Raw genomic sequence first — 837 nt, forward strand, 5'->3', positions numbered from 1 at the left:
TTGGGGTGAAGTCGTAACAAGGTAGCCGTATCGGAAGGTGCGGCTGGATCACCTCCTTTCTAAGGATATATAGAAGTATTCAATACTTCTTAAATAAGACGTTTCTTGTTCGTTCAGTTTTGAGAGAGCAATCTTTCATTAAAATTTTAATAAATAAAGTGAGAAAAATGAGAAGCAAGCAGGTCAAGGAAGTGACCGAACGAGCACCGGAACGTACGTAGTATGTACGTGAGGAGCACAGTGACGGAGCTGACGCAGAGATGCACCGCTTATCATTTATCGAACACCGTTATATGGGCCTATAGCTCAGCTGGTTAGAGCGCACGCCTGATAAGCGTGAGGTCGATGGTTCGAGTCCATTTAGGCCCACCATATCAAATAACGGGGCCTTAGCTCAGCTGGGAGAGCGCCTGCCTTGCACGCAGGAGGTCAGCGGTTCGATCCCGCTAGGCTCCACCATAACGAATCTACTATTCGTTATTTTTTTCGCTTAATTTGTTCTTTGAAAACTAGATAATGCAATGAAGAAGAATAACCGAGTAATCGCCATTTTAGTTTTCTCTCTTATTTTAAAACAAAGTAAGAGTACAAACCATGAGGGTGACGAGCAGCGAGAAGATCAAGGAAGCGACCGAACGAGCACCGGAACGTACTTCGTACGTGAGGAGCGGAGTGAGAGAGCTGACGCAGAGATTCGAAGTTGATCGTTAGCCGAAGTAGGTTAAGTTAGAAAGGGCGCACGGTGAATGCCTAGGCACTAGGAGCCGATGAAGGACGGGACTAACACCGATATGCTTCGGGGAGCTGTAAGTAAGCTTTGATCCGGAGATTTCCGAA

At 46.2% G+C, this 837-nt stretch carries 2 tRNA genes and 2 rRNA genes; all 4 read left to right on the forward strand.

The window, feature by feature from the left end:
• Positions 1–59 (forward strand): 16S ribosomal RNA (locus tag KHA94_RS25760); the annotation flags it as partial.
• Positions 60–295: 236 nt separating this feature from the next.
• Positions 296–372 (forward strand) — tRNA-Ile (locus tag KHA94_RS25765).
• A gap of 11 nt (positions 373–383) precedes the next feature.
• Positions 384–459: transfer RNA gene (locus KHA94_RS25770), tRNA-Ala, on the forward strand.
• 260 nt (positions 460–719) lie between these two features.
• Positions 720–837, forward strand: a 23S ribosomal RNA gene (locus tag KHA94_RS25775); the annotation flags it as partial.

Origin of the sequence: Cytobacillus citreus, from assembly GCF_018343665.1 — a bacterium.
Taxonomy (GTDB): domain Bacteria; phylum Bacillota; class Bacilli; order Bacillales; family Cytobacillaceae; genus Cytobacillus; species Cytobacillus citreus.